This is a genomic window from Oligella urethralis DSM 7531, assembly GCF_000372065.1.
Lineage (GTDB): Bacteria > Pseudomonadota > Gammaproteobacteria > Burkholderiales > Burkholderiaceae_B > Oligella > Oligella urethralis.
In genome coordinates this window covers 1-26,889 of the sequence record NZ_AQVB01000014.1, presented here as the reverse complement: position 1 = coordinate 26,889, position 26,889 = coordinate 1, and the positions used below count along the sequence as shown (strand labels likewise).

General features: G+C 46.8%; 28 protein-coding genes and 1 tRNA gene. 10 read left to right on the top strand and 19 right to left on the bottom strand.

Going from position 1 to position 26,889, the window contains the following annotated elements; translation table 11 throughout:
- Window positions 1–13: 13 nt before the first annotated feature.
- From A3GA_RS0108440 to clpS, 3 genes are all read right to left on the bottom strand, one after another.
- Window positions 14–1,159 carry an ABC transporter substrate-binding protein gene (locus A3GA_RS0108440; RefSeq protein ID WP_040614223.1) on the bottom strand — a complete coding sequence of 382 codons (1,146 nt, stop codon included), beginning with the start codon at window positions 1,157–1,159 and terminating at the stop codon, window positions 14–16.
- A gap of 114 nt (window positions 1,160–1,273) precedes the next feature.
- Window positions 1,274–3,583 carry an ATP-dependent Clp protease ATP-binding subunit ClpA gene (gene clpA, locus A3GA_RS0108435; RefSeq protein WP_018026962.1) on the bottom strand — a complete coding sequence of 770 codons (2,310 nt, stop codon included), beginning with the start codon at window positions 3,581–3,583 and terminating at the stop codon, window positions 1,274–1,276.
- 61 nt (window positions 3,584–3,644) lie between these two features.
- Window positions 3,645–3,953, bottom strand: a complete 309-nt coding sequence (clpS, locus tag A3GA_RS0108430; RefSeq protein WP_018026961.1) for an ATP-dependent Clp protease adapter ClpS — start codon at window positions 3,951–3,953, stop codon at window positions 3,645–3,647.
- Window positions 3,954–4,115: 162 nt separating this feature from the next.
- Between clpS and A3GA_RS0108425 the strand changes: the two genes are divergently transcribed.
- Complete coding sequence (locus A3GA_RS0108425; RefSeq protein ID WP_018026960.1) at window positions 4,116–4,577, top strand: DUF192 domain-containing protein; 462 nt, start codon at window positions 4,116–4,118, stop codon at window positions 4,575–4,577.
- A 36-nt stretch (window positions 4,578–4,613) separates the two neighbouring features.
- A complete protein-coding gene (locus A3GA_RS0108420) occupies window positions 4,614–4,991 on the top strand; it encodes a hypothetical protein (RefSeq protein WP_018026959.1) in 378 nt (125 codons plus the stop codon).
- On the opposite strand, the gene yddG is transcribed toward A3GA_RS0108420, so the two are convergent.
- The 3 genes from yddG to xseA all read right to left on the bottom strand — a co-directional run bounded on the left by yddG (window position 4,986) and on the right by xseA (window position 8,045).
- Window positions 4,986–5,942 (bottom strand): aromatic amino acid DMT transporter YddG, encoded by a 957-nt coding sequence (gene yddG, locus A3GA_RS11520; protein ID WP_081606605.1) that lies wholly within the window; start codon window positions 5,940–5,942, stop codon window positions 4,986–4,988. The two genes, A3GA_RS0108420 and yddG, sit on opposite strands and share 6 nt — an antisense overlap.
- 120 nt (window positions 5,943–6,062) lie before the next feature.
- A complete protein-coding gene (gene sodB, locus A3GA_RS0108410; RefSeq protein ID WP_018026957.1) occupies window positions 6,063–6,644 on the bottom strand; it encodes a superoxide dismutase [Fe] in 582 nt (193 codons plus the stop codon).
- A gap of 3 nt (window positions 6,645–6,647) precedes the next feature.
- Window positions 6,648–8,045, bottom strand: coding sequence for an exodeoxyribonuclease VII large subunit (gene xseA / locus A3GA_RS0108405; RefSeq protein ID WP_018026956.1), 1,398 nt, complete (start codon window positions 8,043–8,045; stop codon window positions 6,648–6,650).
- Between the two features lie 731 nt (window positions 8,046–8,776).
- On the opposite strand from xseA, the gene lpxK reads away from it, so the two are divergent.
- From lpxK to argF, 8 genes are all read left to right on the top strand, one after another.
- Window positions 8,777–9,844 (top strand): tetraacyldisaccharide 4'-kinase, encoded by a 1,068-nt coding sequence (lpxK, locus tag A3GA_RS0108400; protein ID WP_018026955.1) that lies wholly within the window; start codon window positions 8,777–8,779, stop codon window positions 9,842–9,844.
- 39 nt (window positions 9,845–9,883) lie between these two features.
- Window positions 9,884–10,063 (top strand): Trm112 family protein, encoded by a 180-nt coding sequence (locus A3GA_RS0108395; RefSeq protein WP_018026954.1) that lies wholly within the window; start codon window positions 9,884–9,886, stop codon window positions 10,061–10,063.
- Between the two features lie 21 nt (window positions 10,064–10,084).
- Window positions 10,085–10,858, top strand: a complete 774-nt coding sequence (gene kdsB / locus A3GA_RS0108390) for a 3-deoxy-manno-octulosonate cytidylyltransferase (RefSeq protein WP_018026953.1) — start codon at window positions 10,085–10,087, stop codon at window positions 10,856–10,858.
- A 102-nt stretch (window positions 10,859–10,960) separates the two neighbouring features.
- The gene (gene adk, locus A3GA_RS0108385) at window positions 10,961–11,623 is read left to right on the top strand and encodes an adenylate kinase (RefSeq protein WP_018026952.1); all 663 of its coding nucleotides are present in this window, start codon (window positions 10,961–10,963) and stop codon (window positions 11,621–11,623) included.
- A gap of 99 nt (window positions 11,624–11,722) precedes the next feature.
- A complete protein-coding gene (locus A3GA_RS0108380) occupies window positions 11,723–12,481 on the top strand; it encodes a 3-hydroxyacyl-CoA dehydrogenase (protein WP_018026951.1) in 759 nt (252 codons plus the stop codon).
- Window positions 12,481–14,082 (top strand): murein biosynthesis integral membrane protein MurJ, encoded by a 1,602-nt coding sequence (gene murJ / locus A3GA_RS0108375; protein WP_018026950.1) that lies wholly within the window; start codon window positions 12,481–12,483, stop codon window positions 14,080–14,082. The genes A3GA_RS0108380 and murJ overlap by 1 nt, the downstream gene beginning before the upstream one ends.
- A 227-nt stretch (window positions 14,083–14,309) precedes the next feature.
- Window positions 14,310–14,576: a 30S ribosomal protein S20 gene (gene rpsT / locus A3GA_RS0108370; protein WP_018026949.1), complete on the top strand. Its 267-nt coding sequence runs from the start codon at window positions 14,310–14,312 to the stop codon at window positions 14,574–14,576.
- A 185-nt stretch (window positions 14,577–14,761) separates the two neighbouring features.
- Entirely contained in the window at window positions 14,762–15,727 is a 966-nt protein-coding gene (gene argF / locus A3GA_RS0108365; RefSeq protein ID WP_018026948.1) for an ornithine carbamoyltransferase, read from the top strand.
- A 53-nt stretch (window positions 15,728–15,780) separates the two neighbouring features.
- Here the strand turns inward: argF and A3GA_RS0108360 are convergent, their stop codons facing one another.
- The 13 genes from A3GA_RS0108360 to A3GA_RS12470 form a co-directional block, all read right to left on the bottom strand.
- Window positions 15,781–16,887, bottom strand: a complete 1,107-nt coding sequence (locus A3GA_RS0108360) for a sensor histidine kinase (RefSeq protein ID WP_018026947.1) — start codon at window positions 16,885–16,887, stop codon at window positions 15,781–15,783.
- 6 nt (window positions 16,888–16,893) lie between these two features.
- Window positions 16,894–17,559: a response regulator gene (locus tag A3GA_RS0108355; RefSeq protein ID WP_018026946.1), complete on the bottom strand. Its 666-nt coding sequence runs from the start codon at window positions 17,557–17,559 to the stop codon at window positions 16,894–16,896.
- 216 nt (window positions 17,560–17,775) lie between these two features.
- A tRNA-Val gene (locus tag A3GA_RS0108350) sits at window positions 17,776–17,851 on the bottom strand.
- A gap of 199 nt (window positions 17,852–18,050) precedes the next feature.
- Window positions 18,051–18,341, bottom strand: coding sequence for an HU family DNA-binding protein (locus A3GA_RS0108345; protein WP_018026945.1), 291 nt, complete (start codon window positions 18,339–18,341; stop codon window positions 18,051–18,053).
- 238 nt (window positions 18,342–18,579) lie between these two features.
- Window positions 18,580–19,821: a cystathionine gamma-synthase family protein gene (locus A3GA_RS0108340; RefSeq protein ID WP_018026944.1), complete on the bottom strand. Its 1,242-nt coding sequence runs from the start codon at window positions 19,819–19,821 to the stop codon at window positions 18,580–18,582.
- Between the two features lie 95 nt (window positions 19,822–19,916).
- Window positions 19,917–20,654, bottom strand: coding sequence for a 23S rRNA (guanosine(2251)-2'-O)-methyltransferase RlmB (rlmB, locus tag A3GA_RS0108335; RefSeq protein ID WP_018026943.1), 738 nt, complete (start codon window positions 20,652–20,654; stop codon window positions 19,917–19,919).
- 21 nt (window positions 20,655–20,675) lie between these two features.
- Window positions 20,676–23,156 (bottom strand): ribonuclease R, encoded by a 2,481-nt coding sequence (gene rnr / locus A3GA_RS0108330; RefSeq protein ID WP_018026942.1) that lies wholly within the window; start codon window positions 23,154–23,156, stop codon window positions 20,676–20,678.
- A gap of 83 nt (window positions 23,157–23,239) precedes the next feature.
- On the bottom strand, window positions 23,240–24,001 hold the full coding sequence (locus tag A3GA_RS0108325; RefSeq protein WP_018026941.1) for a TSUP family transporter: 762 nt from the start codon (window positions 23,999–24,001) through the stop codon (window positions 23,240–23,242).
- Window positions 24,002–24,128: 127 nt separating this feature from the next.
- Window positions 24,129–24,728 carry a hypothetical protein gene (locus A3GA_RS0108320; protein ID WP_018026940.1) on the bottom strand — a complete coding sequence of 200 codons (600 nt, stop codon included), beginning with the start codon at window positions 24,726–24,728 and terminating at the stop codon, window positions 24,129–24,131.
- 75 nt (window positions 24,729–24,803) lie between these two features.
- Window positions 24,804–25,352, bottom strand: coding sequence for a hypothetical protein (locus A3GA_RS0108315; protein ID WP_018026939.1), 549 nt, complete (start codon window positions 25,350–25,352; stop codon window positions 24,804–24,806).
- Between the two features lie 15 nt (window positions 25,353–25,367).
- Window positions 25,368–25,868 carry a hypothetical protein gene (locus tag A3GA_RS0108310; RefSeq protein ID WP_018026938.1) on the bottom strand — a complete coding sequence of 167 codons (501 nt, stop codon included), beginning with the start codon at window positions 25,866–25,868 and terminating at the stop codon, window positions 25,368–25,370.
- Window positions 25,869–25,933: 65 nt separating this feature from the next.
- The gene (locus A3GA_RS0108305) at window positions 25,934–26,686 is read right to left on the bottom strand and encodes a hypothetical protein (protein ID WP_018026937.1); all 753 of its coding nucleotides are present in this window, start codon (window positions 26,684–26,686) and stop codon (window positions 25,934–25,936) included.
- A gap of 17 nt (window positions 26,687–26,703) precedes the next feature.
- A partial coding sequence (locus tag A3GA_RS12470; protein ID WP_155966280.1) for an integrase core domain-containing protein occupies window positions 26,704–26,889 on the bottom strand: 186 nt, incomplete at its 5' end.

Sequence of the window (26,889 nt, the reverse complement as noted above, 5' to 3'; positions counted from 1 at the left end):
GGTGTCGAATGAGCTATTCGGCGTACACAAATTGACCGTCTTTGACCTGGCCCATCACCACTGCACGTGCATCAAAACCCTGATGGTCCTGTGGCGTCACATTTAACACACCAGTGGGTACAATTAAATCCTTAGTCTGCTCTAATTGTTGACGTAAGGCCTCACGGAAAGCTGTGGTACCAGGCTTTAAGCCCTCGGCCAAGGTGCGCGCCACAGCGGAATCCGCTAGCACCCACGCGCCCCACGCGTCGCTGGAAAACTGCGTAGCGGTACCCTCACCATAGCTTGCCTCGTAAGTTTCAGCAAAGTCTAAGGCCTTTTGCTTTGCTGGATGCTCGTCCGGTAGCGTACGGGCCACCACACTGGGGCCAGTAGGGAATAAGGTACCCTCAACCACGGCACCACCTACCTGCAAAAATTCAGGTGTGGCAATACCATGTGTTTGATAAATTTGACCCTCATAACCACGCTCTTTTAAGGTCTTTTGCGGCAACACTGTGGGCGTACCAGCACCGGCAATCAAAATCGCATCTGGCTTAGCGCTGAGCAACTTTAACACCTGTCCCATGGTACTGCTATCAGTACGCTGATAAGTTTCTCGAGCAACGATTTCAAGCTTGCCGTCGGCTGCTGCGGAAAACTCACGCCACCAACTATCGCCATAGGCATCAGCGTAGCCAATATAGCCAATGGTTTTAAAGCCGCGCTTTTGCATATCCTCTACCAAGGCTTGGGCCATGAGGTTATCATTTTGCGACATTTTGTAGGCCCACTCACGCCCGCCTTCATTCACCGGCTGCACCACGGAACCAGAGCCAACCAAAGAAATCATCGGGGTTTTAGTTTCCACCAGCACATCTAAAATGGCCAAGGCACCAGCGGTAATATTAGGCCCTACCAGTAAGTCAATACCATCTTCAGACGTCAGTTTGCGTACATTGCGCACCGCCTTACTCACGTCCGTCGCATCATCCAACACAATATAACGCGCCGCTTCACCCCCTAGGGTGTCAGGCCATAATTTAATCGCATTATGCGATTGAATACCGATGGCAGCCGCTGGACCCGTGCTAGAGACAGTCACCCCAACGACCACCTCTGCATTGACGGCGCCAGCTAGGCTGAATGCTAAGAGCGTGCTAAGGAATTGTTTTTTCATGGTATAAGACAAAATTAAAATAATTGAATAGATAGAAATTATAAGCCTTTAAAAACAAAAATACCCGGTTAGATGCCCTAAAACAAATAACCGGGTAGCTTCTAAACGCCTCTACTAATCGACGACTTCGGCCTTTTTGCGTCGTTTGACTTTTGGCTGCTCAAAATCAAGCAATACCTTGGCCTCCTCATCAATATCCACGCTGACATAACCGCCATTTTCCAAATGACCAAAAAGCAACTCATCAGCCAAGGCGCGGCGGATCTTATCCTGAATCAGGCGGTGCATTGGACGAGCCCCCATTTGCGGGTCAAAGCCATGCTGCGCCAAATACTCTCGCAATCGATCACTAAACACCACCTCAACCTGCTTTAAGCGTAACTGCTGCTCAAGCTCAATTAAGAACTTATCAACCACCCGCAGAATAATGTCGCGGTCTAGCGGTGCAAAGGAAATAATGGCATCTAAACGATTACGGAACTCCGGTGTAAAGGTGCGATTAATCTCCTGCATCTCATCACCCTGCTGCGAGCTCTCAGCAAAACCGATACTGCGTTTACTAAGATGCTGCGCACCGGCGTTAGTCGTCATCACAATCACCACATTACGGAAATCGGCCTTGCGACCATTGGTGTCAGTCAAGGTACCGTGATCCATCACTTGCAATAGGATGTTGTAAATGGCTGGATGGGCTTTTTCTATCTCATCAAGTAGCAGCACGCTGTGTGGATGCTTATTAATCTGCTCGGTTAATAAACCCCCATCATCGTAGCCCACATAGCCCGGAGGCGCACCGATTAAGCGTGATACCGCATGTGCTTCCATATACTCAGACATATCGAAACGTATCAGCTCAATGCCTAAACTCTGAGCGAGTTGCTTAGTCACCTCAGTCTTACCCACACCGGTTGGACCGCTAAATAGAAATGAACCAATTGGTTTATCCTCTCTACCTAAACCCGAGTGCGCCATCTTCATTGCTGAAACCAGGGCCACAATTGCATCGTCCTGACCAAAAATCGTCGATTTAAGCTCAGACTCCAAGCCCTGCAACTTCGCTCGCTCATCATTAGAAACAGCAGCCACCGGAATTCGTGCCATGCTAGCGATCGTGGCTTCCACCTCGGCCTTACCTAAGAGCTTTTTCTGGCGTGATTTAGGCAATAGGCGCTGAGCGGCACCGGCTTCATCCAACACATCAATGGCTTTATCCGGTAAATAGCGATCATTTAAATAGCGCACGGATAACTCCACCGCCGCTTCAATCGCTGCTTGGCTATAACGAATTTCGTGATAATCCTCAAAGCGTGTTTTTAAGCCCTTGAGAATATCAATGGTTTCCTCAGGTGTAGGCTCAACCACGTCAACTTTTTGGAAGCGGCGTGATAAGGCGTGATCCTTTGCAAAGATACCGCGATACTCCTTGTACGTAGTCGCACCCATGCAGCGCAACTTACCTGAAGACAAGGCGGGTTTAAGTAAATTACTGGCATCCATGGTGCTGCCAGAGGTCGAACCGGCACCAATCATGGTGTGAATCTCGTCAATAAAGAGTATAGAATTATCAATCGTCTCTAATTGCTTGAGCAAAGACTTAATACGTTGCTCAAAATCACCGCGGTACTTAGTGCCAGCAAGCAAGGAACCCATATCAAGCGAGTAAATTTTGGCGCTTTTTAAAATCTCGGGTACCTTGGCAGCGACAATACGCTGTGCCAAGCCCTCGGCAATGGCCGTTTTACCGACGCCAGCCTCACCCACGAGTAGCGGATTATTCTTGCGACGACGACATAGCACCTGCACCACTCTATCGAGTTCATGCTCACGCCCCAATACCGGATCCAGCTTACCCTGCTCGGCCAGCTCGTTTAAATCAACCGCCCACTGCTGCAAGGGCGTGCTTTGTTCCTCCTCAGCTGCCCCCGCTCCCTCCTGCGCATTGGCCTGCGATGCTGGATCCTTGCTCGCTTTATCCTTGCTTTGGCCGTGCGATAGGAACTCGATAATATCAATGCGATTAATCTCCTGCTCTTGCAAGAAATAAACCGCATGCGCATCCTTTTCAGAAAACAAAGACACCAAAATATGCGCTCCGGTGACCTGACGTCTGGCTTTATCGGCGGCAGAGCCCTGGACCGCATTGACATGCATCACCGCTCGTTGAATCACCCGCTGAAAGCCAAGCGTAGGCTGCGCATCCGTGCTATCCCCCTCGGGTAGCGTGGGTGTATTATCCTCAATAAAGCTGCGTAATTGCTTTTGCAATAAAGGGATATTGGCGTGGCAAGCGTGCAAAGCCTCAAGCGCCTCATTATTATCCAATAAGGCCAGTAGCAAATGCTCAACTGTCACGAACTCATGACGTTGCGTACGAGCCGAGACAAAGGCTAGGTGAATCGTCACTTCGAGTTCTTGGGAAATCATATATATACCTCTGTAAATTGAGTCGACGTAGGGCTACCTACTGACTATGCTACTCGTTTATTTAAACCGGTTCACAGCTGCAACGCAAGGGATACTCATGCTGCCTAGCATAATCCCTAACCAATTCAACCTTGGTCATGGCAATATCACGGCTAAAGACGCCACACACTGCCTTACCCTCATGATGTACTTTAAGCATAATGGCCACCGCACGCTCAATATCTAAGGCAAAAAACCGCTGTAACACCTCCACCACAAAATCCGTGGTGGTGTAATCATCGTTATGCATCAAAACCTGATAAAAAGATGGTGGCTTAAGCTTGGCTTTTTGCTTTTTAGCTGCGTGGTAAATTTCTGTATTGGTCGACATTTTCTAAATTAAAAATCAAATCGGCACCGATAATTAACAAGCGATAAATACTAGAGTAGTCTATTATCTTAATACGATGTTTAAAATGAAGTCTAAACACGAATAATTCAAGTTATGTGGTTGAACTTAGGATTAATTTACAAAGGAATAGGTCGGCGGTCAATGCGATATATTAAACCCCTCTTCTTTAGTCTTAGTCTAATGCTGGCTAGCGTGCTGATGCCAGCCACAAGCCAAGCTGCCACTACTGAGTCAGCGCCTCAACTACCAACGCAACTGCTACGGCTTGGCAACAGTACCTTAGAAGTGGAGATTGCCGCTACCAATCAAAGCCGTCAACGTGGTTTAATGCATCGCCATGTTATGGCGGAGGAGCGCGGTATGCTCTTTGTGTTTGAGCAAGCAGAGCGCCTCTGCTTTTGGATGCGTAATACCTACATCCCGCTTAGCATTGCTTATCTGGATAAAGATGCCACTATTATTGAGATTTTCGATATGCAAGCGCTTGATGAGCGTAGTGTTTGCTCCACTGCACCGGCACAATTTGCCTTAGAGGTAAATCAGGGCTGGTTTGAGCGTCATCATATTCAGGTGGGGCAGCGCGTGGAAGGCATTGTGCCTTAGGGGCACTGTATTTTTACGATTTGGAGCATGATATTTATGAAAAAACGATTATTACCGGCAGTTGCCTTAGCTAGCGGCTTATTACTCACGGCGTGTGGCTCATTCGGTACCCAGACTGTGGGCAATGAAACGTATGTACGTACCTTCGATCAAGGCACCGACAAAGTACCTGAAGTCCTAGCCATGTGCTTAAATGACAAGCTCAAAGCCTATCAGCAAAGCGCTTATGTACGTCCTCGCACAACCGATATTTGGAGCGGTGCGGTACCTAGCCCAGACAGCAATCAACCACAAGCCATCATTGAAATTGCCCTCCCCACCCATGGTCAAGGCGCCATTCATGCGCACCTCAAGGTATTTCAGCGTGAGCCTGTGGTGCCTGCAATTAATGATGTCATTCGAGCGTGTTTATAAACAGCGACTTGATCCGGATGAGGCCTCGCCCTCATCCGGCGCCTCAGCGCGACCATGCGATAATTTTTTGCCTGCACCGGTAGCTAACCAGCATAAAATCGCCCCGACGCAGACCATGATCGCCCCTTGCCAAAAGGTCCATGAGAGCGGTGTACGTAATAGCACCATCGACAAGGCAGCCGATAACACAGGGATAAAGTAGGAAGCGCCCGCAAGAATAGTGACATTACCGTATAAAATACCCACATTCCATGCAGCATAACCAAAACCCATGGCAATGGCAGCCAATATCAAATAAATCAATGCCTCAGTGCTAAAGTGAATGGTTTGGTTCGCCTCTAGCCCGTATTTAAGCCACAAACTGAGCGCCACCAGCATAAAAAAGAGCGTAATACCATTATGCCCCTGCGCCATTCTTGCCGTCACCACACAATAAGCCGACCAAATCAATGTGCCTAAAAAAGCTAAACCGTAGCTTAAGGGATTCGTCTGAATATTACTCAGCATGCGGTAAAAATCGACGCCATGCTCAGCCCCCAAAACCCAGAAGATGCCTAAGATTGAAATTAAAAAACCGGGGATAATTAAGAGATTGGCTCGCTGACGATTAAATAGGATCGCTGCCACAATGGTAAAGGTGGGCCATAAATAATTCACCATCCCCACCTCAATCGCTTGTATGGCATTTGAGGCATAGCCAATGGACAAAGCCAGGCACAGCTCATAGGCCACAAATAACACACTTCCCCAAACTAAATAGCGCTTAGGAAAGTCCTTAAGCCGCACAAAACCCACAGAGCACAGCAATAACACCGAAGCGACCGTGTAAATCATAGCGGCCCCACCGGTAGCACCCATATACTCACTGACGCTACGAATTAGGCCGACGATTGAGCTCCAGAGAAAAATAGCCACAAGACCGATTAAAGTCGCTTTATTTGTACTCATGATGTTGAATGATTGGCGGCATAAAAAGTCGCGATATAAGCGCCGCAAGATAAGCACAGCAAAAAGCGCCCCAACTGGTAGACAGTTAAGGCGCCTTGCGAAAGACTTAAACTAAGCTAGCAATTAAGCGAAGTTTTCCTCAGCAAATTTCCAGTTAACAAGTGCCCAGAAGTTCTTTAAGTACTCAGGACGAGAGTTACGCGTATCGATGTAGTAAGCGTGCTCCCACACATCACAGGTAAGTAAGGGCTTATCGTCCGTGGTTAAAGGCGTACCGGCATTGCTAGTATTCACAATATCAACTGTACCGTCAGACTTTTTCACTAACCAGGTCCAACCTGAACCAAAGTTACCCGCAGCAGAAGCGTTAAACTTCTCAACGAAGGCATCGTAACTGCCCCACTTAGCATTAATCGCATCTAATAAAGCACCGCTAGGCTGACCACCGCCATTAGGCGATAAGCAGTTCCAGTAGAAGGTGTGATTCCATACCTGAGCTGCGTTATTAAAAATACCACCACTTGAAGACTTAACGATCTCCTCTAGCGATTTACCCTCAAACTCAGTACCAGGTACCTGATTATTTAAGTTAGTCACATAGGTTTGGTGGTGCTTACCGTAATGGTACTCAAGTGTCTCCTTAGAAATGTGGGGCTCTAAAGCGTTCATCTCATAGGGTAATGGAGGTAAAGTAAAGTTACTCATAAATCATTGCTCCTTAAAATTTAATGATTTGACATGTACTGCAGCACGACCGCTGGCAAACTCTAACTGAAGCTCATCATCAACGCGCAATTGATCCGCATCTCGGACTACCTGTCCCTCAGCATCATACACAATGGAAAATCCGCGCTGCAAAACCTGCTTCGGATTCATATTATGCAACAGCTGACGTTGTTGCTCAAATACTTGTTGATGAGTTTTTAATTGCTGCGCAACGGCTCGATGGAGTCGCTCCTGCCACTGGCTTAAGCGATCGCACTCTACTTCTATATTAGGCTTTCTAGATGCTAAACGCAAACATAACCCCTCCAATAGCTTGTGTTTATTTGTAAATAAATTAAGCCATTGACGTTGCAACGCTTGTTGCATTTGTAGGCGTTGTGCATCATATTGCGTCAATAAACGTTGCGGTGCCACTAAACGCTGCTGTAACTCATCATAACGCAAGCTTTTATCTAGCAAAATACGTTCCATATGACGATTTAAACGTGGCTGCAATTCATCAAAACGAGCTTGTCGCTCAGCTAGCAGCTGCAGCATCACCCGACCAATCCGCTGATGATAATCCTTTAAGATCGCTGGTAAGGTATAGGCCGCTTTACTAATAAGCTCAGCCGCCGCCGTGGGCGTTGCCGCACGTAAGTCGGCCACATAGTCCGCAATAGTCACATCCGTCTCATGCCCTACCCCGCTCACAATCGGTATCGTACAAGCGGCTATCATACGCGCAAGGCGCTCATCATTAAAGCACCATAGATCTTCTAAACTACCACCACCCCGCACCAGTAAAATCACATCCACTTCCTGACGTAATTCAGCCTGCGCTAAGGCTCGCATCAATGCATCAACCGCTTCTGCCCCCTGCACCAAACTAGAATAAATCGTCACTTGAAATTGCGGCGCTCGACGCCTTAACGCTGTTAGCACATCGTGTAAGGCAGCGGCCTGTAAGGATGTAATAATGCCCACGCGCCGAGGATAGGCGGGAATGGCGAGTTTACGATCTTCATCAAATAAGCCCTCTTTTTTAAGCTTATCCAGTATCTGCAAATAGCGCTCAAAGAGCGTGCCTAGACCCGCGCGCCGCATCTCGTCGACCTGAATTTGCAAAGAACCTCTGGCCGCAAATAAAGACAACTTGCCTTTGAGCTCAACCATATCCCCCTGTTTCGGCTGAAAATCCAAGGCCATCGCACGCCCGCGAAACATCACTGCATTCATAGCACTAAACTCATCTTTTATCGAAAAGTAATAATGCCCTGAAGAGGCTTTGGTGATTTGAGAGATTTCGCCTTCCACCCGGAATAGGGGTAGTTGATACTCCAAGGTTTGACTAATCAGATGACTTAATTCTGTAACAGAAAGTACTTTTTCCAAGTCCATAGCAAATAATTACGCAAAAATCCACTCATTTATTAAAAAAGACAATTACTTTTCCACAACTGCGAAAATAGTGGTTTAACACAGAAAAAATTGATTCCTTAGCGCTCAATTCTAATTTAATACCTTAATAAATCCCCATAAACTATTGAAAAATAAGGTATATTAATATTTCAAAAATATTGCGCCCTTTTTAAGCAACTGCCCTGAGGATACGTATAACTACGGATACTCGCTAAGTTATTCACAAAGTTATCCACATTTTTTGTGGATTAATGATTTTTACAAAATCAAATCCCAAAAGCGCTCATGAAACTAAGCACTTACACGTACATCCTCAAACTTCACCCCTATTTGGCTTCTACTATCTTACAAGAATTCTTAAAAAATGATGAGATGGAGGATTTTTTTGAAAATTAATTATAGCGATTGCTTGATGCGATTTTATTCGGTAGTATCAACGCTTTTTTCTAAAAATTATTTGAAGTTGTCCACAAGCTAAGAGAATGTCTGTTTTTTATCAAGAAACAGCTAGTTTACAGCAACCTCCTCAAGCTTCGCTTAATAAAACCATCACAAGCTATTGATTTTAAATAGTAAATTCCATTTTTGAGATTTTGCCCAGTAATTGAACAATCATCGCTAGGCTACGTATAATAACAGACATCTTGTGATTTATTCACAAAGTTATCCACAGCTTTTGTGGGTAAGTTCCCTAGCTAATTGATTGTCCAATGAAAACGCATTCTTACACCACCACAAGTCAATCGAACAACACGCTCAGCACGCGCTTGCAGGCGCAGTGGCAAAGTGGTGGTGCATTGAGTACAGCCCTACTTCCCCTGGCAGCGCTCAACGGCGCGCTTCAAAAGCTTAGAAAGCGACTCTATCAAACAGGCTGTTTGCGTGTTTATCAGGCGCCCTGCCCCGTGATTGTCGTGGGCAACATCTACGTTGGCGGCACGGGTAAAACGCCAGTCGTGGCAGCGCTGACAGAAGCCCTAAAAAGCAAAGGTCGAGTACCTGGCATTATTTCCCGAGGGTATGGGGTAAGCATTGGCAAGGAGGCTAGGCTCGCCGCTGGCCCTCATGCTAAAGCCGAGCTTATTGGTGATGAGCCAGCGCTGCTTGCGCAATACGCACCCATTGCCGTGCACCCTAAACGCGCTCTGGCAATTGAAGCCCTGCTCGCCCACTACCCCCAGACTGATGTGATTATTGCTGACGATGGCTTACAACATCTCGCCTTGCATCGTGACGTAGAAATCCTGCTGCAGGATGAGCGTGGCATTGGCAATGGTCGTCTTTTACCTGCGGGTCCATTAAGAGAATCTGCCGACAAGCTTGCTGAAGTCGATTTTATTATCACCAATCGCAACCACAAACTCGCACCCAGTGCCAGCTCAAGCTCAACGACTAAGCCTTATCAGCTAGCGATGCACTTAAGTCCGACCGACATGATCAATCTGCAAAGCGGTGAATCCATCGCCGTCGCAGCGTGGCAAGCGCAGTTCCAACACCGCCCTATCGCTGCCTTAGCCGGTATTGGTAATCCACAACGTTTTTTTAACAGCTTAAAAGAACTGCAAATCCCTATGCAAAAGCAACTCGCTTTTCCTGACCATCATGCCTTTAGCGCGGCGGATTTTAGTGGAATACAAGAAGAAATTATTCTAATGACGGAAAAGGATGCCATCAAATGTCGCGACTTTGCCGATGCCCGTTTTTGGTTTTTAAAAGTGCGCGCAGAATTTTCAGATAGCAAATTCTTCGATAGGGTTGAGCAACTGATTCAGAATTGACTTATACTTAAGCCTCTATTTGTTGAATCAATTAAAAAAATGCACGAACTAATTACTAAAAAATTGCTTTGCCCTATTGCCAAAGCACCGCTACGCCTAAGCGAGGATCGCAACTACCTAATTTGTGATAAAAATGGCAAGGCCTACCCTATCGAAAATGGGCTGCCTATTTTGCTACCCGAGCGTGCGATTGATAGCGCTACACTGAAATCGAAGTAGTTGTAGTTAGACCATAGCGCCATGAGCTTAGCCAAGCAACAGCCCGATTTTATTGCCGTCGTGCCCGCACGTGCCGCCTCAAGTCGTCTACCTGGTAAGATGTTGGCCGATATTGCCGGCACCCCGATGGTGGTCCATACGGCACGCCGTGCTGAAGCCTCAGCGGCCAAAGCCGTCTATGTAGCAACCGATGATGAGGCCATTTTTGAGGTCGTCACTGCCCATGGCTTTCAAGCCTTGATGACCAGTGCAGCGCACCCCTCTGGCACCGATCGGCTGGCCGAGGTAGTACAGCAATTAAAGCTTAGCCCCGACACGATAGTGGTGAATGTACAAGGCGATGAGCCCTTAATTGAACCAAGGCTGATTAATCAAGTAGCGACCACGCTAGCTGCCTCTCCAGCGGCAGCCATTGCCACTGCCGCCTATCCAATCCAACAACTTGAGAAGCTATTTAATCCCAACGTGGTTAAGGTGGTATTAACGCAAACTGCTGAGGCCTTATACTTTTCTCGTGCGCCGATTCCTTGGGCACGCGATAGCTTTAACGCAGAACCTAAGCGCTTGCCTGAGCAGATGCAAGCCTATCATCACATCGGTTTATATGCCTATCGTGCCCATTTTCTGAGTGCGTTTCCTAGCTTAAGCCAAGGCCCTTTAGAACAACTTGAGTCCTTGGAGCAATTAAGAGCCCTAGAGCACGGCTATAAAATCCAAGTCATGCTCACCGATTCCGCACCCGCACCGGGCGTGGATAGCGCAGAGGATCTTGAAATCGTTCGTAAATTTTTTTAATATCTTGAGACAGATAGCAACCTTGATTAAGGACTTCAATTAAACTTAGGTTGAAGCATATGCTTTTGATGCAATTATAATTATATAAGTAGAGGAAAAACCATGCGTATTATTTTATTAGGCCCTCCGGGTGCTGGTAAAGGCACACAGGCCAATTTTATTACTCAGGAATTCAATATTCCCCAAATCTCTACCGGCGATATGTTAAGAGCCGCTATCAAGAATCAGACGCCATTAGGCATCGCCGCCAAGGAGGTGATGGATCGAGGCGATTTAGTCTCTGACGATATTATTATCGGTCTGGTCAAGGAGCGCTTACAGCAGGACGACTGTAAAAACGGCTATTTATTTGACGGTTTCCCGCGCACGATCCCTCAAGCAGATGCGCTTAAGGAGTCGGGCATTGATCTAGACTTTGTGGTTGAGATTGATGTCCCTGCCGAGGATATTATTGAGCGCATGAGCGGTCGCCGGATTCACCCTGCAAGCGGTCGTTCTTACCATATTCGTTTTAATCCACCCAAAACTGAGGGTGTGGATGATGTGAGCGGTGAGCCTTTAGTTCAGCGTGATGACGACAAAGAAGAGACCGTTCGCAATCGTTTAGAGGTTTACCAAAAACAAACCCGCCCTCTGGTCGACTACTATTCTCAGTGGGCTGCTGAGGCCGACCCTAAAGCCCCTAAATACGTGCGTATCAAGGGTGTGGGTCAGGTAGAAGAGATTACCAAGCAAATTATGGACGCCCTAAAAGGCGGCAAGTAATTATTCATTTTTCATAAGAAAGAGATGATAGCGGATTAGGCAAACAGCATTTGTTGCCTTTTACCGCTATTATTTTTTGTAAAACAATGGAGACAACTCATGGAAATTAAGGATAAAGTCTTTATCGTCACTGGTGGCGCCTCAGGTCTAGGTGCAGGTACAGTCAAGATGCTAAGCCAACAGGGCGCCAAGGTGCTGATCGCCGATCTGAATGACGCCGCTGGCGAAGCCTTGGCCCAGGAACTCGGCCAGCGCTATTTTCACTGCGATGTTACTCAGGCAGACGATGCGCAGGCCGCCGTTGATGCTGCGCTCGAATTAGGTCCACTCTACGGTTTAATTAATTGCGCAGGCATTGCTCCAGCAGCGCGTGTGGTCGGTCGTAACGGCCCGCATGATCTGGCAACCTTCCAAAAAGTCATTAACATCAATCTTATCGGCAGCTTTAATATGATCCGTTTAGTAGCTGCTAGTATGGTGGATAATGAGCCACTGGACACTGGCGAACGCGGTGTCTTGATTAATACTGCCTCAGTGGCCGCCTATGAAGGACAAATTGGCCAAGCGGCTTATGCTGCCTCTAAAGGTGCGGTGGTAGCCATGACCCTACCCATTGCTCGCGATATGGCACGTCATGGCGTCCGCTGCGTGACCATTGCCCCCGGCATTATGGGCACACCGATGCTTTACGGTATGCCGCAAGAGGTGCAGGATGCACTGGCTGCGGATATCCCCTTTCCATCTCGCCTCGGTCAACCAGAGGACTTTGCCAAATTAGTGCAAGCCATCATTACGAATGAGATGATTAACGGTGAGACCATTCGTCTTGACGGTGCGATACGCTTACAACCTAAATAATGAGTCTTTTCAAATCTGCCGCCACCATTAGTGGCTTAACCTTTTTATCACGCATTACCGGGCTGGCACGCGACATTATTATTGCGCGTGCTTTCGGTGCCAGTGCCTTAACCGATGCTTTCTGGGTCGCTTTTAGAATCCCCAATCTGCTCCGTCGCCTCTTTGCCGAAGGGGCTTTTTCACAGGCCTTTGTGCCGATTTTAGGGGCTTATAAGGAGCAGTACAGTGAGGCTGAAGTCAAAGGTTTACTTAATCACGTGAGCTTAATTCTAGGCGCTACGCTTCTCCTGATTAGCATCTTAGGGGCAATTTTTGCGCCGTTGATTGTTACCTTGATGGCAAGCGGTATTGCACGTGATGGTGGCGAGCCTTATGCGGCGGCCATTTGGATGACACGGGTGATGTTCCCTTACATCTTTTGTATGTCCCTGGTGGCCTTGGCTTCTGGGGTACTAAATACTTGGCGCAAATTTGCAATACCGGCCTTTACACCGATTTTATTAAATCTCTCCATGATCGGTGCTGCGCTTTTACTGGTCGAGCACGTTGCCTTACCAATTTATGCCCTCGCCGTAGGGGTGATGATTGGTGGCGTGCTGCAGCTTGGCACACAGTGGCTAGCACTCGCAAGAATCGGCATGCTACCACGCCCCAGTTTAAACTTTAAAGCGGCTTGGCAAAATAGCACGGTGCGCCGCATTATCAAGCTGATGGGGCCAGCCACCATCGGCGTTTCGGTAGCGCAGCTTTCCCTTCTGATTAATACCAATATCGCCACCTGGTTACCGGGTGGCAGTGTCAGCTGGCTTTCCTTTGCCGATCGCCTGATGGAATTTCCCACAGCCCTCCTAGGCATTGCCTTAGGCACTGTGCTACTGCCTAATCTGGCGGCTGCCCATGCTAATGAAGACCATCAACGCTACAGTCAATTGATGGACTGGGGCTTACGTTTAATTTGTTTACTTGGTTTACCCTGCATGCTGGGCCTTGCCTTACTGAGTGACGGTTTAGTGGCCGCCTTATTTAACTATGGCGCTTTTAGCAGTACCGATGTGGCTCAAACGCAAAAGGCTGTCATCGCCTACGGCTTTGGTATTTTAGGGATTTTAGCGGTCAAAATCCTAGCCCCTGGCTTTTACGCTAAGCAAGATATTCGCACGCCCGTTAAAATCGCCGTGTTGGTGTTAGTTATGACGCAAGCAATGAATTTAGTGTTAGTGCCTTTGTTACAGCATAGTGGCTTAGCACTTTCTATCGGTTTGGGTGCGACACTTAATGCTTTTTTGCTCTATCGTGGCTTACGTAAACGCAATATTTATCAACCAAGTGGCGCTTGGCTCAGCTTCTTTTTGCGCTTACTACCTGCGCTACTACTCATGGCGCTCTGGCTCGTAGCCTGTGGCCATGTGATTAGTTGGGAGCAAGACAGCAGTCACGGTCTGATTTACTATCTTAGTCAGCAATGGCCGTTAGCCGCTCAAAATAGCTTTGTGCTGTGGCGCTTAGTGATATTAGCGCTAGTATTACTATGCTGCGTAGCGATTTACTTTGCGACCTTATTGCTGAGTGGATTCAGAGTGCGAGATTTTCTGAAGCGATAATCTAAAGCAAAGCAGGAGTTTTTGTGCCCTTATCCCTACAAAAAAGCTAAAAAAAGCAATTAATTAGCAGAAATGGCTCCATTTAATTGAAATTATCCTGTGCTATGCTAAAATTTATAGCTTACCGTTAGCACAACAATAATTATCTTTGGCAGTGGTACGTCCTTTTGCCACGCAAGCATTTTATTTACTCACGAAGAGAAGATTTCTAGGAAAGTTTTACTACTATGGCAAATACTAATCAAGCTCGTAAGCGCGCACGCCAAGCTGATGCGCGCAACAAACATAACTCTAGCTTACGCTCTATGATGCGCACTGCTATCAAGCGCGTACGTCAAGCTATCGAAAGCGGCGATCAGGCCAAGGCAAATGAAGCCTTTGTTAAGGCCACTAGCATTATCGACCGCGTTGCTGATAAAAACATCATTCACAAAAACAAAGCAGCTCGTCAGAAAAGCCGCTTATCAGCAGCAATTAAGGCTATCTCTGCCTAAGAGATTCTAAGCCTTCTCTTCTTCCAGTGGCGCATCAGACCGATGCGCCTTTTTCTTTTTCAACCCATATTAAGTTGCTTTAAATCGCCTCCAAAATTTAGTTTAAGCGCCTGCATTTTTCGTAGAAAAAGCTGTGCTCTTTATGTTAAGCTTTACGATTATGACTATTGAGAGATATGTAAATCATGAGCTCAAATCAAAGTAAAAGTACGATTCGCCATTTTCTACAATTAACCGACCTCAGCTTGGACGAGCTTAAATATGTTCTCAAGCGTGCACAAATTATTAAGAATAAGTTTAAGCGCTATGAGCCGCATATGCCATTGTATGACCGTACCTTGGCGATGGTCTTTGAAAAGGCCAGTACCCGCACTCGCGTTTCTTTTGAGGCGGGCATGTACCAGCTAGGCGGTATGGTGATTAATCTAACCTCTTCCGACTCACAACTTGGTCGCTCAGAGCCGATTGAGGATACTGCCAGAGTGGTTTCACGCATGGTCGATTTAGTGATGATTCGTACCTTTGGCCAAGAGCGTTTAGAGCGTTTTGCCCATCACTCACGCGTCCCCGTCATTAACGGCCTGACCAATGAATATCACCCTTGCCAGATTCTGGCCGATGTGCTGACTTACATTGAAAAGCGCGGCGATATTGAGGGCAAGATTGTCACTTGGATTGGTGATGCCAACAACATGGCCTACACCTGGTTACAAGCCGCGCATATGCTTAACTTTAAACTGCATATCTCTGCCCCACGCGGTTATCAATTAGACCCTGCACGTATTCAAAACATTCCACAAGAGTATTATCAGGAGTTTGATAATCCACTCGATGCATGTAAGGATGCGGATTTAGTCACCACAGACGTTTGGACTAGTATGGGCTATGAGGAGGAAAATGAGATTCGTCGTCGTGCCTTTGCCGATTGGCAGGTAAACCGTCAAATGATGTCACGTGCCAAACCTGACGCACTCTTTATGCACTGCTTACCAGCACATCGCGGAGAGGAAGTTACTGCTACCGTGATCGATGGTCCACAAAGCGTGGTGTGGGATGAGGCTGAAAATCGTATGCACGCACAGAAAGCCTTGATGGAGTTTTTATTACTCGGTCGTTTAGATGAGGAGGAAGAGGCTACCCAAGCTTCTTAAATCCCTCAGATAAGCCACTCAAGGCGCCTCACTGCTAAGCCTCATTAAGCGATTTAATGAGGCTTTTTGCTATTTGCAAACTCAATCGTAAAGCGAGTACCCTCAAACTGCGGACGCGTTTCCAAACGTAGTTCAGCCCCATGGGCGCGCGCAATTTCCTGCACTATCGCAAGCCCTAAGCCTGAACCGGAGGCATCGTTATCATTACCCCGATAAAACAATTCAAAGGCCACATGCTCATCACCCGCTTTGATGCCAATACCATCATCCTCAAGCACTAAACGTGGCGGCTGAGACATAACGCTTATCGTCACCAACTTGGCATTGCTGGCATACTTTAAAGCATTATCCAGTAAATTACTCAGCAGCTCCTCTAACAACATGGGATCCACTTTGACCATAACCGGCAGACCATCACTAGGCCCCTCAAATTGCAATGCCATGCCCGCTTTACGCATTTTAGGCACCCAACTAGAACCCACGTCTAAGGCCCATTGACTTAAGTCGACCTCAATAAAGCTGTCCTTAATATGCTGACCAGAGTCGGCCTTGGCAAGCACTAAGAGCTGCTGACCTAAATGGATTAAACGATCGGAAATTTGATGGATACGCTCGGCACGCTCTCGCACCTCCTCGTCGTAATCCTGACTAAGCATCAGCTCCGACTCCATCCGCAAGGCAGTTAAGGGCGTACGAAATTGATGCGAAGCCTGATAGACAAAACGCCGTTGCGCTTGTAGCACCTCCTGCAGATCCGCCAGCAGTAAATTAGTACGAGTGGCTAAGGGCTTTAGCTCATAGGGCAAATCCGCCACCTCAATAGGTGATAAATCATCCTGACTACGTTGCGATAACTGCACCCCCAAATCGTCAATGATGGCTAGGGCTTGTCGCACAAAAAAAGTGACCGCTGCTGCACCGATAATGAATAAAAATAACTGACCACTCAGTACTAATAAGAGTAAATTATTATCATCCATCGTACGCACAGAAATCGCACGCACAAAGGACCAGGTCAAAAACCAATCCAGCACAACCACCACCACTAGACTTTTGGCGAGGGTTTTAATTAAACGACTAAAAAGGCTATCATGTCGGTATAAAAACCACAGCCGCTTGGCTTGGTCGGCAAAACTTTTTTTGATGGGTTTAGACATCATCAATCATCACTGGACATCAAGCAAATAACCAAAACCACGAATCGTATGAATCTCGACATTGACATCTTCTAGACGCTTACGCAAGCGATATACATAAACCTCAATGGCATTATCACTGATTTCACCGTCAGCCGCCGATAAAGACTGCACCATTTGCTGCTTCGTCACCACATGCCCAGCTCTGGCCATCAAACGCTCTAATAGTGCAAATTCACGTGCCGAAAGTGTTAAATGCGCACCTTTATACAACACCTCACGATGCTTTAAATCCAGTGTCAACTCACCGACGCTCAACACATCCGTCAGCTGCCCTTCGGCACGACGACTTAGGGCGCGCAGCCGTGCCGCTAGCTCCTGTAACTCAAATGGTTTGGTGAGGTAATCATCCGCCCCCGCATCTAAACCCTCGACTCGGTCATGCAAGGTATCACGCGCAGTCAAACTCATCACGAACATCTGCATTTTGTCGCGACGAATCATGCGCAGCACCTCTAAGCCACTCATGTCGGGCAAATTCAAATCCAAGATAACCAACGGATAAGTCGCTTGCCGCACCCGCTCCAATGCCTCACTACCACGTTGAGCCCAATCCACCTCATAGCCCTCACGCGCAAGAAATTCACTTAGGGAACTACCTAAGAAAACATCATCTTCGACCAGTAATAATCGCATAATCTTTCCTTATTGATTGCTTAGTTGATTATACGCTTATGACAGGAAAAAATTCCGAAGGAGGACTGAATTTGTACGGTGTCACCTTATAAGGCGAGCGATTGCATCACTTGACACTTGCCACAAAATAGGCCACGCAATGCTCAAGGGACAAATTAAATAGACATAAAAAAAGCAGCGCTATGGCTGCAATGACGGGGCACTTGATGGAATTGATGGTGGGTGCTACAGGGGTCGAACCTGTGACCTACGCCTTGTAAGGGCGCCGCTCTACCAACTGAGCTAAGCACCCATCAGTGCTGAACTAAAGATATAATTATAGGTAGGTTTTTTATTTAACGCAAGCCCTTTTTTCTAAAAAATGATTTTCTATGGATTAAATGGCAAAAAAGCGACAATATAGTTAACTATTTACAACGCTATTTACCATAAATTGACATTAAAAAAGCCCGATAAACCTATCGAGCTTTTAGTAAAGTAATTCTTAAAAATTACTTTTTCTTCTTCTTGCTGTTAACCGCATCCTTAAGTGCTTTACCCGGACGGAATTTAGGCACAACGGCCTCAGCGATTTTAATCTCAGCGCCGGTTTGTGGATTACGACCAGTACGTGCTGCACGAACAGAAGTATCAAATGTACCGAAACCAATTAAAGTAACAGCCTCACCCGCTTGTAATGACGCTTTAACTTGGTTGATCATGGCATCTAATGCACGGCCTGCAGCTGCTTTAGAAATTTCAGCTTCGTTAGCGATTGCTTCGATTAACTCTGTCTTATTCATTCAGGTAACCCCTTATATCATTAATATTATAAAAAAGTAGTAAAAAGATGCGACAGCAATACTAATGCCTACCGCGCCACTAGCACTATAATCGCTAGAATTCAGGGAGTTGTCAAGAAAAATAACATCTAAACTTCCCTAACAACCGCAGAATATGGTAAATCTGAGTCAGATCATTCAAAAACGCTCATCATCGCCATATCCTCACCCCTATATTAAGCGATTATTGATTGCTCTACTAGCTATAATAGTCCAAAGCTTGCGCAAAATCACCAATTAAATCACTTTCATTTTCAATACCCACTGAAACCCTAAGTAAACCGTCGGCAATTCCCATCGCTTTACGTTTTTGAGGCCCCATTTCGTGATAAATCGTTTTGGCCACGGGTAAACTTAATGTACGGGTATCACCCAAATGTGTTGCCAACAACACGATATCTAATCGATTCAGAAAATCAATACAATCAATACCCTCTGCTAATTCAAAAGCTAATAAGGTACCATAGCCTTTATCACCAAATAAGGCCTTAGCGCGTGCATGTTGCGGATGTGAGGCTAAACCTGGATAGCTGACGGACACCACGCCCGGATGTTGCTCTAAGAAATGCGCTAAAGCCAAGGCATTGGCACAGCTTTTTTGCATTCTTAGCTCAAAGGTCTCCGCCCCCACCGCGATACGATGTGCCGCATCAGCACTGAGGGTCGCTCCCATATCACGGAGCCCCTTTTTACGTACCTGTAGCAAGCCCCAAGTCCTTGGATCATCCTTTTTATAGTCTTCATAGATATTGTCATACTCGCTCCAATCAAAAAGACCGGTGCTGGTCACAGCGCCGCCGAGCGCATTCGCATGACCACAAATCATTTTAGAGAGCGAATTCACCACCAGACCAGCTTTCACCTCCCTGCCCTTAAGCAAATACGGTGTGGTCATGGTGTTATCAATTAAATACAAGAGCTTATGCTCTTCGCATAAATCACCGATCGCCGCCAAATCAACCAACTGCGTACCGGGGTTAGCGATCGTCTCCATAAACACCATGCGAGTATTAGGACGGATAGCGGCTCTAACCTGCGCCACATCACGGCCGTCCACATGCGTTACCTCAACCCCTAAGCGAGCCAGACTGATTAATAGACTATTGGTATTACCAAAAATGAACTGACTGCTGATCAGATGGTCGCCAGCCTTTAACAAGGTAAAAAATACCGCGCTTAGTGCGGCCATCCCCGTAGCAAAGGTGCAAGTACCTGCACCAGCTTCCATCTGATTAATCACTTTTTCTAAGCTGGCCGTGGTGGGTGTACCCTGACGCGCATAGGAAAAACCTGGTTGACCTTGGAATACCGCTACCAAATCATTGGCATCGTCATAGGCGTATTGACTGGAGGTATAAATGGCTTTGTGAACAGCACCGTTTTCAATCTGTTGACGACGCTCTGCATGCACGATTTCCGTGCTTAATCCGTATTTTTCCATCACTATCTCGGGATTTAATCGACTGCTAAATCCTAGTATTATTCAATATTTTTTTTATTTAGGGCTAATAAACTTATAACCGCAGTTTATATAGACTATGGCTTGCGCTGACGCACGGTCTCATAAAGACAAACCGCACTGGCAACACTGACATTTAAACTTTCTACCGTGCCCGCCATCGGGATACTCACCAGCTCATCACAAGTTTCTTGAGTTAAACGACGCATACCCTCACCTTCAGCGCCCATCACCCACGCCATAGCACGCCTAGCATCGATTGAGTGCAAATCACCCTCAGCCTGATCAGAGGTGCCGACTAACCACACATCGCGCTCCTTTAAAGCACGCATGGTACGCACTAAATTAGTCACCGTGATGTAGGGTACGGTCTCCGCAGCACCGCAAGCAACCCGTCTCACCGTGGCATTTAAGCCAACGGCACGGTCTTTGGGAGCAATCACCGCATGCACACCAGCCGCATCCGCCGTTCGTAAGCAGGCGCCTAAATTGTGCGGATCGGTGACACCATCTAAAATTAATAACAAGGCCGGCTCATCTAGCACGTCCAGTACTTCATCCACCGTCACCGCTAAGGGACTAGGCGTTGCCAAAGCGACGACGCCCTGATGACGCATCCCCTTGGCTAAGTCATTGAGCGCATCAGCGCTTAGTGGTACTAATTCTGCACCAGCTGACTGCGCCCGATCCACTAATTGTTGCATGCGCTTATCGCGACGCTTTTGATCAAAATACACTTCCTTAATGGATTCTGGATGATGACGTAAGCGGGCTTGTACCGCATGGAAGCCCGCCAAAATATGTGTTTCACTCATGTAGATTAATTGATATCAAAGTTAACGTGATTTTCGGCCGGACTTCTTACTACTTTTACTACGAGCAGCGGCGGCTTTTTTCTTAGCCGCTTGGCGTTGTGCCTCACGCCGTTGCTTAGCCGTTGTGCCACGCAATGCTTCGGGTTTAGGCTTGGCGGGTTTTTTATAGCGTCGACTCGGTTCCTCACCGCCTCGTTGAATCTCGCGCTGCACCGCCTCGTAGCTTAGGGGGTTTTTAACCAAGCTAAAATCAATGCGTCTAGCCTCCAAATCAACCCGACTAATTTGCACATGTACTTCATCCGTTAAGCGATAACGCTTACCCGTACGCTCACCCCGTAACTCATGCATCGCCTCATTATATTGAAAGTACTCAGAACCCAATTCAGAAATATGCACTAAGCCTTCAACATACAAACTATCCAAAGTCACAAATAATCCAAAACTGGTGACACCGGTTACCTTGCCGCTAAAGACGCCACCGATATGCTCACGCACATACCAGCACTTTAACCAGGCCTGCACATCATAGGAAGCCTCATCTGCACGACGCTCATGCGCCGACAGCACCACCCCTAAACGATCCCACACACTGAACTCATACTCTTTGAGCGGTTCACCCTTAGCGCGCACAACGCCGTCTGCCTTGGGAGTGTATTTGCGACGATTTAAGGTCGCCTTAATCACCCGATGATTCAACAAATCCGGATAGCGTCGGATCGGCGAAGTAAAATGCGCATAATCGCTATAAGCTAAGCCAAAATGACCAGAGTTTTCTGGGGTATAAATCGCCTGCGACATGGAGCGCATAATCATGGTTTGGATCACTTCATAATCCTCACGCTCCTTGGCTTTAGCCAAGAGGGCTGAAAAATCCAAGCTACTTGGCTCATCACCACCGCCCAAATGCAATCCCAAAGCACGCAGATACTCACGTAATTGACCTAGTTTTTCAGGCGTTGAGCTCTCATGCACGCGATAAAGACCCAAGCGCTTATGACGCGTCAGAAAATCAGCAGCGCAAGTGTTGGCCGCCAACATAAACTCCTCAATCATCCGGTGCGCATGATTGCGATGTAAGGGTACAATCTGCTCAATCTTACCCATCTCATTGCAGATAATTTGCGTCTCCACCGTATCAAAATCCATGGCGCCACGATTCACTCGTTGCTGCGCAAACAGCTGATATAACTCATACAGCTGTAGCACCTGTTCTTTGATCTCGGCAAACTCCCTAGCCGTCGGTCCATCTGGCTGCTGAATCATATTCCAGACCTGGGTATAGGTGGTACGAGCGTGTGAGCAAATCACCGCCGGATAAAACTGATACCCCTGCACCGTGCCAGCATGCGCACCGCTAGCATGCACGATCATGTCACACACTAAGACCAAACGATCCTCATGCGGATTTAAAGAGCAGATGCCGTTAGACAAACTTTCGGGGAGCATTGGTATCACTCGGCGCGGAAAATACACACTAGTACCCCGCTCCAAGGCATCCTCATCAATAGGATGATCTGGTTTAACATAATGCGACACGTCGGCAATGGCGACTAATAAACGCCATGCCTGCTTGCTGCCACGACCGCTAGGAATCTCCGTTAGCTCACCATACACAGCATCGTCAAAATCACGTGCATCCTCACCGTCAATGGTAAAAAATGGCACCTCACGCAGGTCTACCCGCCCCTGCAGATCGGCCGCCATCACCCGCGTCGGTAGTTTAGCTGCTTCGGCTAAAGTCGCTTCACTAAATTGATGCGGCACATCAAATTTACGCACCGCAATCTCAATCTCCATACCGGGGTCATCTATCTCTCCGAGTATCTCAGTGATTTTGCCCTGCGGTGGCAAGTGGCGACTCGGTTGACGGATAATTTCACAGCTCACGACCTGACCATGCACCGCACCGCCTAAATCACCAGGTGCAATATACACATCATGCTTAATGCGACGATCCTCAGGCACCACCACATAACCACCGTCCTCGTGCAATAATCGTCCCACTAAGGCAGTGGTGCCACGCTCCAACACCTCAACAATACTGCCCTCTAACTTACCCTTATAGTTGCCCGTGGGATTAACACGCACCCGATCACCGTGCAATACCTTGCGCATTTCAATGGGTGGTAAAAAAATATCCGGCAACTCTGGGTTGTCCGGGATAAAAAAGCCGAAACCGTCACGGTGACCTTGAATCCTACCTTCTAAAATGGCCGGATTGGATTTGACCATATGCCAAACACCAGCACGGGTGATTAACTGACCGTCACGTGCCATTGCCGTCAAGCGACGCTTCAGACCAATCAAAGTGGCTTCGCGCTCGACCCTAAAGTGCGCTATCAAATCATCTAAGGCAAGGCCATCAGTATGCGCTCTAAAATACGCCAGAATATCCTCACGGCTTGGTACATCCGGATCATAGGCAGAGGCCTGATCGCCCGGTATCAGTAATAAAGGGATTTCGGCGTCTAAATCTGCTTTGCGATTACTCACAATCATCCTTGTGCTAATTTAAAGATACTATCTATCATAAGGGAAAAGCGACCGCAGTAGCGTGCTAAGCCATTGTAAAACTGAGAAAATCAGAATTTGTCCCATAAATAGCGTAGCACCATCAAAAAGCAGACGCTCACAATAATGGGGCGAATGATTTTGGCGCCATGACTAATCATCACCTTGGAGCCTAAGGTTGCTCCAATCACTTGACCTATCATCATCGCAATACCGACCGACCACACCACCTTACCGCCAACAATAAACACCACCGCCGAAGCAATATTGCTGGCAAAGTTAAAGGCCTTAGCGCGGGCAGTAGCCTGAATAATTTTTTCACCGCGCAGGGCGACATTTGCCAAGGAGAAAAACGAACCAGTGCCAGGACCAAATAAACCATCATAAAAGCCGATGATAGGCACCACCGACAGATTAAAAGACCTTTCTGCCATGCGTGGTTTACGCTCAACTGCACCCGCCCCTTTGGCTAATAAAAAATACAATCCAATCAATACCAGCACGATAGGAATCACAATATCCAGCACCGCCACATTCAGCTGTTGCACCAATAAGGTGCCCAATGCGGAGCCGATTAAGGACATCATAAAAGGGAATCGAATCGTCTCAAACTGGATTAAACGACTGCGCAGCATATTGCCAGTGGCCACCATGGTCCCGAAAGCACTTTGAATTTTATTCGTCGCTAAGGCATGAATTGGTGGCAAGCCGCTTAACAATAATACCGGCACGGTAATTAAGCCACCCCCACCGGCCAAAGTATCCACAAAACCAGCAAGCATTGCTAATGCAAACAACAGCAATAGCACTTCCCACGACAAGACAAAATCCATTGCGATGACTCACGAAAAAAGGAGCTAATAAAAGCTCCTATTGTAATGCTTGGCAACTCAGCAAGCGGGGATTTTTTAGGCAAAGCAAAGAAATCTAAACGACCTAAGTTGAGTCTCAAAACCGCCGTTAACAGCCTTGAACCTCAATTTGCGCAAGCAGCTCCTGAATCTCACGTAAAAAGTCGGCATTACCCGGCGCAAACTCCAATTTATTTTGTAGCTCATACAGTTTAAGACGCAATTTCTCGCATTGCTCCTTCTTATCATCCCTCAAAATAATCACATATTGTGGTAGCTCCGGAATATACTTTAAGCTAAATTCTTGGCCCACCGCCGGGTAGCGCACCGAATTGCGGAAAGGATAGAAATTAAAATCATCACTATCAAAAAAGGTCTCAATCAATTGACCATCCACCGTTTTATAAATAATATGACTTCTAAAAACGCGTTGCTCATTATGGATACGACTAAGCCCAGCACTTGAAACCACCTTGCCCTGCGCCACCTCACCATAATAATTGGTTAAAAAGCCCACAATCATTGGTCGCAAAAAAAATGCTGACACTACACACAGCACAAGCAACAAAAAGCCAACAACTACGGTCATGGCGTGGCGCTTAGGAGGCGGTGCTAGCCGATTCACAATAACTAATGCCAGCACAATAACTATAAATAAAGGCCAGACTTTATAAAGCGCCCAAATAATCGCTATGGATAGAATTTTCATGATGACTTAAGGTCCTAAAATACGCTACTGCTACTTGTTATGAATTGCTTGGGGCATCACCGGGCTTCTTGCTCCCTACTCTTGATTGAACTCATTGGCTTGCAAAATAATAAACACAGACAGTCTATATGGCAAATACTTAATATCGATCACACTCCCTTCAACGGGTAAACGATAGACTTCTCGAATTGGATAATAGCGATAAGACGAGGACAAATAACTACTCTCAACCACTTGCTGATCGGCGGTGGTATAACTCAATGTGAGCCTGTCAGTGGGTTGATAATTGACCTCAACATCTGCCACTTCACGCTTAATCACCGTTGCTTTAGTCGCTTGGCCCAAGCGACTAACCGCACGTACCACCGTGTTTTCTACCAATAAAAGGGAGCATAATACGCAGACAAAACAAAGGCATAGGGGTATGATCCACCAAAAAACAGAGCAAATATCACTTAACTCTGGCCTCAACAAGCGCCCACGATTTTTATTCAGGATGGGCAAGGTGGAATATAAGGCGACACGTATGACATGCCATAATAAATAGCTAATAAGAACCAGGATCGGCACTGGCCATACTTTATCAATAGCCCAGATCAACGATTGTAAAATAGATTGGAACATGTTGCGATTGTATGATCACCGAATCGGTAGCGTATTTAGAATAACAAAATAACGCGGTATCTTAGGCAGGTACCTCACCTTAAATTCTTCACCTGGCCTAGGATAAACGGCAGGACCATCTTTAGGGTAGAGGTTAAACTCATCAGTTCTAAAAGAGCTCCTTTGCAATTCGCCATCCGCCCTCACAAACACCACGTTCATTTGCAGGACTCGCTCGTAATTACGCAATGTCCTTGTTTGCTCTTGAGAGATCACTTTAGCGCTTGCCTCTATGCCCGTGTAATAAATCAAAGGATTACTAATATATGAGCCTAGCAAATAAACTACGCTTGGCAACACGACTACCCATGACTGAAAAAATGCTCGCAGTCTTTTCAGCCTCTTTTGTTCAGCTGGCGGCTGCTGGATCGATGGTTGAAAACGCATCGTCGCCCAAAAACCCACAAGCAAGCCAATAATAACAAATGGCCAAATCTGTTTAATTAAAAAAACAATGAGCGATGCTACAAAAGACAAATCACGCTCCTATGCTAGGGACAATGTAAAAGCTGTTTTATCTAGAGGATGGTTACCACACTACCTCATTCTTCACAAAAATTATCGCCATACAGTAGCCTTTCTAAATAATCACGCTTTAACCACAGATAATCTCGTTTTTCCGATAAGGCTTTAAAGCGTTGCTCAGCCTCATCCAAATCCTTGGCGCGACGAATTTTACGCAGCCTAGCGTCTGTCTCTTCTTCCGATAAACTCCCAAATAAACTCTGCTGCAGGTGCTGAACCTCCTGATCTACAAGCTTTCTTTCTTGCAGTATCTTAGCTAGTTCGTCCTTTATTTGAGGGCAATAGCGCTTTTTATCACCTTCGCTAAACTTAGCAATAAACACAAATTCACTGGGCTTTATAGGCATGTATTTCGCCACAAAAAATGACTCCTTACCCGTCGGTATGCCGTAACCCTCAAAGACCGGATACACGCGCCAACGCATATCCCAATAACGAATTTGCTGGGTCTCACCATCCAAAGCCTCAAGTCTTGCACTAACAGAGGAGTAATTCTTATACGTTGCTGAGAAAAACATCGTCTTCTCTGAAGCGGTGACGTAGCCAATACCCAACTTCCCAAAATGATGAATCACTGGCGCCGACAATACCCCGCTGAGAAAAAAAGACAACACAATGATAAGACCTAAGAAAGAAAACACACTGAGTGCCAAAAGGGATGGACTGCCCGATCTTTTATAAAAAATAAAATAAGCCAATGGCATCGCAATGATAGCGAGTAGCCACCATCGGTTGAATAGATAAATCAATGCAGTAACAACACAATCCATTTGAACCTACCCCATTCTTAACACAGCCCGAAAGTAGAATGTGCTCTCAGCCTGTAGTTAACAGGACTTAAGCGTTCCAACGACTCATGAGGTCTTTCGGTATTATAAATGGTTATCCACTCTTCGGTATACCAACGAACCTGCTCTAGTGTACTGAAGAGGTGCATATTCAACACTTCTTCGCGATAGGTTCGATTAAATCG

Coding starts and splice junctions, on each gene's coding strand:
- A3GA_RS0108440 (WP_040614223.1), bottom strand. CDS start 1,159: ATGAAAAAACAATTCCTTAGCACGCTCTTAGCATTCAGCCTAGCTGGC.
- clpA (WP_018026962.1), bottom strand. CDS start 3,583: ATGATTTCCCAAGAACTCGAAGTGACGATTCACCTAGCCTTTGTCTCG.
- clpS (WP_018026961.1), bottom strand. CDS start 3,953: ATGTCGACCAATACAGAAATTTACCACGCAGCTAAAAAGCAAAAAGCC.
- A3GA_RS0108425 (WP_018026960.1), top strand. CDS start 4,116: ATGCGATATATTAAACCCCTCTTCTTTAGTCTTAGTCTAATGCTGGCT.
- A3GA_RS0108420 (WP_018026959.1), top strand. CDS start 4,614: ATGAAAAAACGATTATTACCGGCAGTTGCCTTAGCTAGCGGCTTATTA.
- sodB (WP_018026957.1), bottom strand. CDS start 6,644: ATGAGTAACTTTACTTTACCTCCATTACCCTATGAGATGAACGCTTTA.
- xseA (WP_018026956.1), bottom strand. CDS start 8,045: ATGGACTTGGAAAAAGTACTTTCTGTTACAGAATTAAGTCATCTGATT.
- lpxK (WP_018026955.1), top strand. CDS start 8,777: ATGAAAACGCATTCTTACACCACCACAAGTCAATCGAACAACACGCTC.
- A3GA_RS0108395 (WP_018026954.1), top strand. CDS start 9,884: ATGCACGAACTAATTACTAAAAAATTGCTTTGCCCTATTGCCAAAGCA.
- kdsB (WP_018026953.1), top strand. CDS start 10,085: ATGAGCTTAGCCAAGCAACAGCCCGATTTTATTGCCGTCGTGCCCGCA.
- adk (WP_018026952.1), top strand. CDS start 10,961: ATGCGTATTATTTTATTAGGCCCTCCGGGTGCTGGTAAAGGCACACAG.
- A3GA_RS0108380 (WP_018026951.1), top strand. CDS start 11,723: ATGGAAATTAAGGATAAAGTCTTTATCGTCACTGGTGGCGCCTCAGGT.
- murJ (WP_018026950.1), top strand. CDS start 12,481: ATGAGTCTTTTCAAATCTGCCGCCACCATTAGTGGCTTAACCTTTTTA.
- rpsT (WP_018026949.1), top strand. CDS start 14,310: ATGGCAAATACTAATCAAGCTCGTAAGCGCGCACGCCAAGCTGATGCG.
- argF (WP_018026948.1), top strand. CDS start 14,762: ATGAGCTCAAATCAAAGTAAAAGTACGATTCGCCATTTTCTACAATTA.
- A3GA_RS0108360 (WP_018026947.1), bottom strand. CDS start 16,887: ATGATGTCTAAACCCATCAAAAAAAGTTTTGCCGACCAAGCCAAGCGG.
- A3GA_RS0108355 (WP_018026946.1), bottom strand. CDS start 17,559: ATGCGATTATTACTGGTCGAAGATGATGTTTTCTTAGGTAGTTCCCTA.
- A3GA_RS0108345 (WP_018026945.1), bottom strand. CDS start 18,341: ATGAATAAGACAGAGTTAATCGAAGCAATCGCTAACGAAGCTGAAATT.
- A3GA_RS0108340 (WP_018026944.1), bottom strand. CDS start 19,821: ATGGAAAAATACGGATTAAGCACGGAAATCGTGCATGCAGAGCGTCGT.
- rlmB (WP_018026943.1), bottom strand. CDS start 20,654: ATGAGTGAAACACATATTTTGGCGGGCTTCCATGCGGTACAAGCCCGC.
- rnr (WP_018026942.1), bottom strand. CDS start 23,156: ATGATTGTGAGTAATCGCAAAGCAGATTTAGACGCCGAAATCCCTTTA.
- A3GA_RS0108325 (WP_018026941.1), bottom strand. CDS start 24,001: ATGGATTTTGTCTTGTCGTGGGAAGTGCTATTGCTGTTGTTTGCATTA.
- A3GA_RS0108320 (WP_018026940.1), bottom strand. CDS start 24,728: ATGAAAATTCTATCCATAGCGATTATTTGGGCGCTTTATAAAGTCTGG.
- A3GA_RS0108315 (WP_018026939.1), bottom strand. CDS start 25,352: ATGTTCCAATCTATTTTACAATCGTTGATCTGGGCTATTGATAAAGTA.
- A3GA_RS0108305 (WP_018026937.1), bottom strand. CDS start 26,686: ATGGATTGTGTTGTTACTGCATTGATTTATCTATTCAACCGATGGTGG.